We start from the raw sequence: 9,941 nt of genomic DNA on the forward strand, positions 1-9,941 counted from the left end.
ATCCCGCCTCAGCGCCACGAGACCCCCGTCGCCTGCCCGGACTGGATCTACAACAATCGCAATCAGGTCGAGCGCCTCTGGGCGAGGCTCAAGGAATGGCGTGCCATCGCAACCCGCTACGAGAAAACCGCCACAAGCTTCATGGGTGTCCTGTCCCTCGCCGCAGCCCTCGACTGGCTCAAGCGATGACACGCCCTAGTGCTACCTCCGGACGGAGGTGCGCGGGTCCTGTGGGGCTGCCGGACACGTCCCGCGGCGGACGCAAGGGCGTGTGATGGTGTTCTTCTGTCCGACCCGGGCCTCATGGAAATCTGGCTATTACCGGCTTGCCGTCCGTGGCCTGCGCGATTGCTGCCAGGCGGGTGGGGAAGACTTCTTACAAGCCGGATGGCGTCCAGAACCTGGGCGCGATCGCGCGGACGAGCCGAGAGCCGACGCCTCGGTGCGCAAGCCGCCCGCGTCAATCGCGGACTGCGCCAGCAGGCGGCGGGTCTAATCCGGATCGCGCGAGCTCTTGGCCAGAGTTCGCAAGGCCTCGGCACTTTAGTCTGGCCGCAGCGGCACACGAGCGGCCATCCCATCCTCCTCAGCCTCTAAACCCCAGGCGCGGATCACAACCTGATCTGCACCGCTACCCGGCGTGAAGCCTTCTCAACGATGTTCTATATAAAAAGTCCAGATTACGCATAATATCCAATAAGCGGCGCATACGATTTTATCTCAAGTAGATAGCAAGCTTTTCATCTCATGAGAAATCAGGCTCACATTCGAAAGATTTGCGAATATATCAGAAATTGTTATCTCAAATCCTAAAGAGGCATTTTAAGTTTTTGTAAACCCGCCTCTGTACGCTGCGTCACGCATCTGCGTCGTTTGCGGCTCGCATCGGCTGAGGGGACTCGGAGCGGGGACACAGCTCGTCAAGCCTATTCGCACTTACCTCTTCCCTTTGCCTAGTTCCCTGAAAATCCATGCGCGTGATCAAACCCTTACTCGGCACCCTTCTGCTCCTCGCAGGGCTGTACATTCTATTAGGTGAGCACTTCGCTGGCACCTCTGCGGATGCCACCGTGAACGCCCGCATGGCAGTGGTACGCGCGCCGGTCGAGGGTGAGGTCTCACTGTCCCTGCGCAGCATCGGAGCTCGGGTCGGGGCAGGTGAGACCGTCGCCAGCATCCTAGACGACCGCTTCGATACAGCTCGCCTGATTGACCTTCAGCGCGGCCTTGACGTGCAGGGGCTGGACCTCAAGCGGATCAAGAGCCAGCGTGCCAATCTCAGGGCCGCGCGCAAGAGCTATGAGGTACAGGTCGCCGACTACCAGCAAGGGCGTGTGCGCCAGATCGAGGCGCGCATCGCCGAAGCGGAGGCCACACAGGAGGCCGCCAACGCCCGGTTGAAGGAGGCGGACGCCTCATGGCGGCGGACGAACGAGCTGAGTGAGCGCGGCGTCCAGAGTGCCGCCAACCTGGACAAGGCTCGCTCGACATCGGAGGTCGCCAAACAAGATTTGGAAAGCGCCCGCCAACGCGGCAATTACCTTCGCACCGAGTTGGCCTCAGCGCGCAACGGCGTTTTCATCGGCGATTCCTACAACGATGCCCCCTCGTCGTCGCAGCGGGTCCGAGAGCTCGACCTGCGTATCTCCGAGCTAGGCGTTGAGGAAGATCAGCTCATCGCCCGTATGGCCCAGGCCGAGACGCAGATCTCGGCCGAGCGAGTCCGGATCAACAAGCTTACCTCGGCAGTGCTCAAGGCGCGCGCGCCGGGCGTACTCTGGGACTTCTTAGTCGACGACGGCGAGTATGTCCGACGCGGCCAGGACCTGATGCGCCTCGTCGATTGCTCGAGCCTGATAGTCACCGCGAGCGTCACCGAGTCGCTCTACGATGGCCTCCGCCTCGGCGCGCCAGCCCAGTTCCGCTTCTACGGCGACGACCGGGTTTTCGACGCGACGATCACGCGTCTTGGTGGGTCGGGTGCCGCTGGGCTCTACGCAAACCTCGCCGTTGGTCCAAGCACAGAGCACCTGAAGCGCTTCGACGTGACCCTGAACGTTCCGGCCCTTGCCGCGCAATCTGAGGCGGGCTGCGCGGTTGGCCGCACCGGTCGGGTGATCTTCACGCAAGGACCGCTTGGGGCGTTTCGGGCCTTCGCAACGCGCTTTGGGCTGTAAATCGATGTCGAGTAAATCCGACATGGCTCGCGCGACGAAATCGCCAGCCCGAAGAGACATCGAGCCGTGCTGACGGTCTCGCCCCTTCTATCGGCCTTTGCGGCTGCGGCTGTGGTTCTTGGGGCTGGCCTCCTCGTTCTGCCGCTCCTCGACCGCACCCGCACGTTCTGGCGCACAGTGCTACTCGGGATCGCTACACTCCTCGCTTGGCGCTATATGGCCTGGCGCTTTACCGACACAGTGCCGCCCTTCGCCGTCGCGCCTGAGCCGCTGATAGCCTGGGCTTTTGCCGGCCTGGAAGGCTTAACCGTTGTCTCCTCCACGTTGGCGTTCCTAATCCTGACGCGGGTGCGGGAGCGCAGCGAGGAGGCGACCCGCCATGCTCAATGGTGGGCACCGGACCCGCCGCCCCTAGTCGACGTCTACGTGGCAACCTACAATGAGGAGTTGGAGGTCCTAGAGCGTACCATCGTCGGCTGTAAAGCCCTCGACCACCCTGCAACCCGGATCTTCGTGCTAGATGACGGCCGCCGCGACTGGCTGCGGGAAGTCTGCGCGCGTCACGAGGTCGACTATCGCGTTCGTCCCGACAACGCCCATGCCAAAGCTGGCAACATCAACTTTACACTTACCCAGCGTCTGGCCGAGACCGACCCGCCTGATTTCATCGCGGTTCTCGACGCCGATTTCGTGCCGCACCACGACTTTGTCAGCCGGACACTCGCCCTGTTCCACGATTCGGGCGTGGGCCTAGTGCAGACGCCACAGCACTTCTTCAACGCTGACCCGGTCCAGCACAATCTCGGTATAAGTAGCGCCTACCCGGACGAACAGCGCCACTTCTTCGACAACGTCGAGCCGTCGCGAGATGCTTGGGGCATTGCGGTCTGTTGCGGCACCTCCTCAATGGTGCGCGCCGCCGCCGTGCAGGCTATCGGCGGCCTGCCGACCCAGAGTGTCACCGAGGACTTTCTTCTCACCCTGCGGCTCGCCGAGACGGGCTGGCAGACAGTCTACCTCAACGAGGCACTTACTGAGGGTCTCGCGCCCGAAGGCCTGCAGGAATACATTGTCCAGCGGGGCCGCTGGTGTCTCGGCATGATGCAGATCATCCGCAACGTCTATCCCCCTCTCGGTAGACGCGGCCTCCCGCTGCGACATCGGTTCAGCGTGATCGATTCACTCCTTTACTGGAGCACGACGTTCCCGTTCCGCCTCGCCAGCCTCTTCTGCCCGCTGCTCTACTGGTATCTCGGTATCACGGTGGTGAACGCGACTGTCGAAGAGATCGTGTCGTATTACCTGCCCTACTATATCGCTACGATCATGACGCTGAACTGGCTTTCAAACGGCCTGTTCATGCCGATCCTGATCGACGTCTCGCAGCTGCTTGCTGCCTGGCCGATCACCCGAGCCGTGACGACCGGGTTGCTGACGCCAGGCCCTCACAAATTTCGCGTTACCGCAAAGGGTGGCGATCGGACACGCACAGTTGTGCAATGGCCGCTGATGCGGCCGTTCCTTGTCCTTCTGGTGCTAACCCTGGCAGGCCTCGTCCTCTCGCTTACCTCGGACTTCGTGTTCAATTTCAGTCAGGTAGCGGGTGAGGGTCGGGTCATCATCTTGTTCTGGACGCTCTACAACTTGGCCGTGCTCGCCATCACAATCGCGGCGTGCATTGAGCGGCCGCGGCCTAACCGGCCGATGCGGCAGCAGGTTGAGCGGGTGGAGTTGGTGGTCGGGACGCGCCGTCTCCAGGCTTGGCTCATCAATCTCGGCACCGGCGGTGCCCGCCTGAGTGGCCTCGTGGGCCTTGCGCCAGGGACCGAGGGGGACTTGGTTCTCCCCAGGATCGGGGCCGTGCCGGCCCGCGTGCTCGCCGAGACCCAGGATGGCTGCCGCGTCGCTCTAGCACCCGACCCCGGGCAGCGCGAACAAATCATCCGTCAACTCCACACCGCAGCCGGCAATCCGGGCACGGGCCGAGGGGACGTCGCGCTGATGGTGCGCAATCTCGCTCGCAATCTCAGCCGCTGACATCACGAGGACCTGCAAGATGGCAAAGGCCTGGATCAGCCTGAAGGGAGTTGTCTTTTTCGGAGGCGCTTTCCTGACGATAATACCGGCGCTTGTGGCCGGCTCAATCTACGCTGGAGGCCTGCAGCAGCAGACCGAAACGCTGCTTGCCGAGAAGCTGCAGACCCGCGGAGAGATTGGCGCCGACCAGCTCGGTAGGCGTCTTCACCAGCTCTGGCAAGATGTCGACGGCCTCTCTCGTTCTATCGAGCTGGAGCACCCCGACGAGTTGCGCCAGGACATTACGCTCCTGAGCAATCTCGATAAGCGCTACTCCTGGATCGGCGTGGCTGACGTCGAGGGCAAGGTGCTGGTCGCAAGCGGCGGCCTTCTCGAGGGGCAGAGTGTGGCCCAGCGCCCTTGGTTCCGGCTTGGTCTCTCGGCCCCTGTCGCGGGGGACGTCCACGAGGCACAACTTCTCGCTAAGCTGCTCGGCAACGGCCGCGATCCCATGCGCTTTATCGATCTTTCGGCGCCAATTCGCCGGAAAGATGGTAGCATCGGAGGTGTAATTGGCGCCCACGTCGACTGGAACTGGGTTGTCGACACCCTCGGGAGCCTCAGCGCCCCCGGTATCGACGTCATCCTGATAGCCCGGGATCAGCGTGTCTTGTTCGGGCCTCCCGATCTCGTCGAAAAGCCTCTCACAGTCGGCGCGGCGACCGCCGCAGGGCGCGCAACCGGGACCACCGTTCACCGTGAGCGCTGGCCTGACGGACGCGACTATATGACCGTGACTGTACCCACCGTCGGACATGGTGATCTGCCGAGTTTCGGCTGGAGCATGTTGGTACGGGAGGATGTTGACAGCGCACTGGCCCCGACGCGGGAGCTGGTGCGATCCTTTTGGTTCCAACTGGGCTTAGGCGCCCTTGTCGCCACGGCGCTCCTGTTCCTCATCGCGAACTGGGTGACCGTCCCCTTGCGCCGGCTCGTTGCTACGGCCCACCAGCTGGAAACCCAGGCCGCGATCAAGCCCCCGCACGCGGAAACGCGTTACGAGGAGGTCCGACGGCTAAGCATTTCCCTGGTACGGCTCCAGAGCCGTCTAAGCGATAGGGCACAGACCTCGTCATGAAGATCAACATGGACCACGGTGCGATTTTTTAAAGGCTTCGCTTCTTGGGAGAATGGACCCGCCAGGGGTTACCCCATGCGACTGTCCAACCTTTCGGTAAGCCCAGCTCCGAGGCATCGGGTCAGGTTAGTCCGCGCTTTAATCTGTCGCGTGAAGGCAGTGCCAATGCCAGTAGAAGCAATTATAGAATTTTAATCATCGCTATAAACACATGCTTGGAGAACGCTAAAAGATACTAAGTGGCCCACCGGGGCTCGTATACTGTTCCGGTTATGATGTTTCAGGCTCTCACGATGATACGGCAGCTCTTGCGCAGATGGCGATCGGAGCGCTCGGGCACCTCCGCTGTCGAGTTCGCCTTGGTCGCACCCTTGTTCATCGGCCTGATGATGGCGATCTGTGAGTTCGCTTTCGCTTTCTTCACGCTGATCTCCGCGCAGCAGGCCGTGTGGAGCGAAGCGCGGCAACTCGCGCTCGGTCGGATCACGACAACGGTAGCGCATGACGCCGTCGTGGCGGCGCTCCCGAGATGGGCACAGGTCAGGGCTACGGTCACGGCCGACAAAGATCCCGCCAATGCCACCCGCTATCTCGTCACAGCCGCGATCCCTCTGACCAGCGCAGCGCCGACGAGTTTCTTCGCGAGCCTCTACGGCAGCCGGTCGATGACCGCTTCCGCTACTCTGCCGCAGGAGACACGGTGATGAGGGGGTTCTGGCGCAACGAAGAGGGTGGCATCACGATCCTCTCAGCGCTGACCATGCCCGCCCTTGTCGGCGTCGGCGCCTTGGCTGTCGATGTGAGCGTCTTACGCTACAACGCCATGCGTCTGCAGATCGCAGCCGATGCTGGTGCCCTCGCCGGTGTGCGTCAGCTGCCCGACACGATGAATGCGGTCGAGGAAGCCGTCACGCTGGCAAACCTGAACGCGCCTCCCAACGCAGGACGGGTGACGCTCGCTCAGGACGTCGAGTTGATCGTCTACGATAACGCGACCAATACCTACCGAGCGGCGGACGCGACCACGCCCGCGAACGCCGTGCGGGTGACCGCCTCCCGAGATGCCGCGCACCAGAACCAAGTGCTCGGCTTCTTCTCTAAGTTTGCCGGCTCGGCAGGTCCGTTCAGCCTGTCGGCGCACTCGATCGCGATCAGGACGACGGATGGGGACAGCGAGGGCGGACCGGCCTGCCTTTACGCGCTCGACCCGACGAGTGCCGACACGCTGACGATCGCCGGTAGCACAACGGTGAAGCTGAGCTGCGCGGCGCGAGCGAAATCCTCATCGGCGACAGCGATCTCATCGAACGGCAATGCCGCGCAGATGACAGCGATCTCGATCTGCCAGACCGACACGCCATCGCAGAACCCGCGCGGCTACAGTCCGTCGGTGAGCAAGTGCGGCTCGCCCACGACTGATCCACTCGCGGCGGTCGTCGAGCCTACGCCCGTCAATTGCAAGGCGGGAGGGACCTTGGATGGCACTTTGACGGCGGGCTGCTACACCGGATCGACCACCTTCAGGGGCAATGTCACTTTAGCCGCGGGCACCTACTACTTCAAAGGCGCGTCGATCAAGATCAACAGCAACGCCAGCATCTCGGGATCAAGCGTGACCCTGTTTCTCGACGCGGCCTCGTCGCTCGACATCGTCGGAACGCCGTCGATCAGCCTGACGGCTCCAACCACCGGGGCTCTCGAAGGCATCGTGCTCTTCCAATCGCGCTCGGCGGTCGGTGCGGATCTGTCGATCAGCGGCAACTCCACGACAAACCTTGACGGGGTCTTGTATGCGCCGGCGACGTCGGTGACGTTCACCGGCAATGGGACGACTACGAACCCAGCCCGCTATGGATCGGTCATCGCCTCGCAGGTGCACTTCACCGGCAACTCCGGCTTCGCGTTCGGTTCGACGCTGCCGAGCGCGACATCGGGTGGCCGTTCGGCCCTCGTGAATTAGCTGTCTGCTCACGGTGAGGCTGCCGAAACGCGACCGCATAGACCGCTGTCGGCACCTATCCAGCGTTATCGCTCCGCAAATGCCGCCGATGGCCTTGATGAGGCAAGATGAGCGGATAAGTGTGCGTCCGCTTCCAGGGCGGACCTTCGCAGAGGCAGACATGCCGCTTTCGGCCAGCATCTGCGGCCACGCACCACTTGCCAGAACTTCTCAGAAGGGTGGATTGCCGCCGGTCCGCTTCCGGGGACAAATGCATCGAAGCGGACTTCGCACGCCGCCCGCTTCCGCCTCGAAGCGGGCTTCTGGCAACTCGATAAACCGAACGTCTCGCTCTCGATCCTATTGAGATGTTGGCGCGAGTAATCGCCTTGTCTGGAGCGAACCGGCAGCGTGCTTCATCTGAATGCCCGCGTCAGCGGGAGGCTTGACGAGATCAAGGCTGCCGACGAGCATCAGAGCTGCATCAAGCCTTGGCATAGGCTCTTGCCTATGCCCCGTGCTGACGAGAGATCGGATGCATCGAACGCGCATGTGCCGACACGGGGGGAATGGCAGCGGCTGTTCGGGGGCCTGTACCTCAGCGGCACACGTCTGGTCGCACCGCGCGCGGGTGCGGCTGGATCGGCGCCTCGCTCTATCGTGATGATCCGGCAGTATACCAGAAGGACGCCCGAACGGTTTCAGCCCTTCGAGCGTTCCTGGCGCCTCAATACGATGAGGCGCCAGGAGGGGGCCATGCGCACTTGGAGGACGATGGATCGAGCCCCACACGATGGGCGGTGGATCATCGCCATCAACCGTGACGAGCCCGACCAGCGCGCCATCATCCGCTGGGATCCCAAGCATGCCGACGATGCAGCACCTTGGCACGTCGCCTCGTGCGAGCACAGCTACCGCACCGACGCGTTCACCCACTGGATGCAGTTCCCCGACTGCCCACCCGTCGATGACAGGAGCGCAGTCGGGCAAGTTGAAGGAGCCTACGATGGCAGCGGCAGCCCTCGCAGTCCACTCCCTGCAGGTTGAGATCTGTCCTGAGGACCCCTCGCGCTATCGCTGGGTCATCCGCGATTAGGACTGCGTTGTCCGGCAATGCCTCTACTCGTTGCCCGACGAGCAGACGGCGCTTCGTCAAGGCGAAGCTGCTCTCCAGGAAATGGCCGCTCTCTGGCGTGACGCACAGTGAGAGGTAAGAGCCCGCGATGCTGTTCGTGACGTGGTCGGCTGCAGGGTATTGGTCGTATTGGATGCGCGACCCGTGTCCGCTAACAAAAATGGCGTCGATGCGTCATTGCGGCAATGTTGGATCGGAACGAGCCCGTCCGCTTTTCCACCCGTCAGTCTCAGAAGCAGCCATTCCGCTTACGGCCAATTGCATCCCGCCCGCTTCCGAGCTCCGGCCTTGAGCAAGCGGACTTTCGGCGCGTGGAATTGAGCCCACAGATCCGGTGACTCATTTTATTTGGGCATTTCATCTCTGCTTATACCAAGCCTCATTGAGTGAGACTCACGCGGAATAACGGTGGAAGTCTCGGCACGATTCTGTATTTGAGTTTGAAGCCTGAGGCGAATCGTACGGCTGCTCCCGTGCCGCTGCGGTCAGACTTCGACGCTGAGGCTCTGCACGCCCTGGCGAAGGCCTCGCGTAATCCGGCCCAAATCCGCCGTTGGCTGGCGCTGTCGGCGAACCACGCGGGCGGCTCGCGCTCGGAGGCGGCCAAGATCAGTGGAGTCGGTTTGCAGACGGTGCGCGACTGAGTGGTAGCCTTCAACGCTCAATGCGCTTATTTCGGGAATGGGAGCTGCACCTGCCACCGGAGTTGCCAGTTGCCGGCATCCTTCGGCCTCGTGACGTTGTAGTAGGCGGCGAGTTGCATGTTGATCGGCTGCACGCCGATCAGGAACACGCGACCGGCCCTTCCGCCGACGGGAACAGTCCAACGCTCGCGTCCCGCCTCTTGCCAATCCGCCGTGATGATCGGCGAGAGACGCCGACAATGGCCAAGCCAAGCGAAAGTTCGTTCAAAAACTCACCGGCAAGGAAGCACCTCGAAGCCCCTGGCTGTATCGGGTCGTTCGACGAACGCGATGGTCCAGACGCCCGGACCGTGTAGCGGCCGCCGGACCGCCCAGAGCGTAGACGCCCGTTCCCCCGCCCGTCAGTACTTCGCGATCACCGGCTTTGCCTCTACGGCTGCTTTCGGCGGCGCGACCCAGAGCGGGGCCGAGATCGTCAGGTAAGTTGCGGTGCCCTGGAAGCGGTTCCGGACGTCGAATTCGCGATAGAACCTGACGTTCGTCGAGATCGGGATCTCGCCCGCGTGGAAGGTGTAGCCGACTTGGGCACCCAGCGACACAACCCGCCCCTTGAACGGGCCAACCCTGTCGCCCGACCCTCTGTCGCCCGTGAGCTGGTCGTAGAAGTACCCGACGAGCCCGACGGACAGATCCTTGCCCAGGTACTTCGAGGCCGACCACTCCAGGTGGAACTCCGTACCCGTCAGGTACTGGGTGGCCGGGTTGATCCAGTTGAACGTGATGCCGGGCACCACCGAGAGTTCGTAACCGAGGGCCGGATCAAGGTAGGTGAGTGCGCCGCTGAGATCGAGCGCGGGGCGGTTGAGCGCGATGTTGGACAGCTGCCCATTCT

At 62.6% G+C, this 9,941-nt stretch carries 8 protein-coding genes and 3 pseudogenes; 7 read left to right on the forward strand and 4 right to left on the reverse strand.

The window, feature by feature from the left end; translation table 11 throughout:
- Window positions 1-189, forward strand: a 189-nt coding sequence (locus ACXJL8_RS23545; RefSeq protein ID WP_456685665.1) for a transposase, incomplete at its 5' end; no start/stop codon positions are given.
- A 24-nt stretch (window positions 190-213) separates the two neighbouring features.
- Here ACXJL8_RS23545 and ACXJL8_RS23550 read toward each other — a convergent pair.
- A pseudogene (locus tag ACXJL8_RS23550) lies at window positions 214-615 on the reverse strand (hypothetical protein); the annotation flags it as partial.
- Between the two features lie 356 nt (window positions 616-971).
- Here ACXJL8_RS23550 and ACXJL8_RS23555 point away from each other — a divergent pair.
- The 6 genes and pseudogenes from ACXJL8_RS23555 to ACXJL8_RS23580 form a co-directional block, all read left to right on the forward strand.
- Window positions 972-2,177, forward strand: coding sequence for an HlyD family secretion protein (locus tag ACXJL8_RS23555; RefSeq protein WP_456685666.1), 1,206 nt, complete (start codon window positions 972-974; stop codon window positions 2,175-2,177).
- A 66-nt stretch (window positions 2,178-2,243) separates the two neighbouring features.
- On the forward strand, window positions 2,244-4,214 hold the full coding sequence (locus ACXJL8_RS23560) for a glycosyltransferase (protein ID WP_456685667.1): 1,971 nt from the start codon (window positions 2,244-2,246) through the stop codon (window positions 4,212-4,214).
- A gap of 19 nt (window positions 4,215-4,233) precedes the next feature.
- Window positions 4,234-5,331, forward strand: a complete 1,098-nt coding sequence (locus ACXJL8_RS23565) for a cache domain-containing protein (protein WP_456685668.1) — start codon at window positions 4,234-4,236, stop codon at window positions 5,329-5,331.
- 293 nt (window positions 5,332-5,624) lie between these two features.
- On the forward strand, window positions 5,625-6,035 hold the full coding sequence (locus ACXJL8_RS23570) for a TadE/TadG family type IV pilus assembly protein (protein WP_456685669.1): 411 nt from the start codon (window positions 5,625-5,627) through the stop codon (window positions 6,033-6,035).
- Window positions 6,035-7,291, forward strand: a complete 1,257-nt coding sequence (locus tag ACXJL8_RS23575; RefSeq protein WP_456685670.1) for a DUF7305 domain-containing protein — start codon at window positions 6,035-6,037, stop codon at window positions 7,289-7,291. The genes ACXJL8_RS23570 and ACXJL8_RS23575 overlap by 1 nt, the downstream gene beginning before the upstream one ends.
- Before the next feature lie 1,539 nt (window positions 7,292-8,830).
- Window positions 8,831-9,046 (forward strand): annotated as a pseudogene (locus tag ACXJL8_RS23580) (IS630 family transposase); the annotation flags it as partial.
- A gap of 29 nt (window positions 9,047-9,075) precedes the next feature.
- On the opposite strand, the gene ACXJL8_RS23585 reads toward ACXJL8_RS23580, so the two are convergent.
- The 3 genes and pseudogenes from ACXJL8_RS23585 to ACXJL8_RS23595 form a co-directional block, all read right to left on the reverse strand.
- On the reverse strand, window positions 9,076-9,198 hold the full coding sequence (locus tag ACXJL8_RS23585) for a hypothetical protein (RefSeq protein WP_456685671.1): 123 nt from the start codon (window positions 9,196-9,198) through the stop codon (window positions 9,076-9,078).
- Window positions 9,199-9,324: 126 nt separating this feature from the next.
- Window positions 9,325-9,417: pseudogene (locus ACXJL8_RS23590) on the reverse strand (IS5/IS1182 family transposase); the annotation flags it as partial.
- A 33-nt stretch (window positions 9,418-9,450) separates the two neighbouring features.
- On the reverse strand, window positions 9,451-9,941 hold a 491-nt coding region (locus tag ACXJL8_RS23595), incomplete at its 5' end, for a SphA family protein (RefSeq protein ID WP_456685672.1).

Source organism: Bradyrhizobium sp. P5_C11_2 (assembly GCF_054049755.1).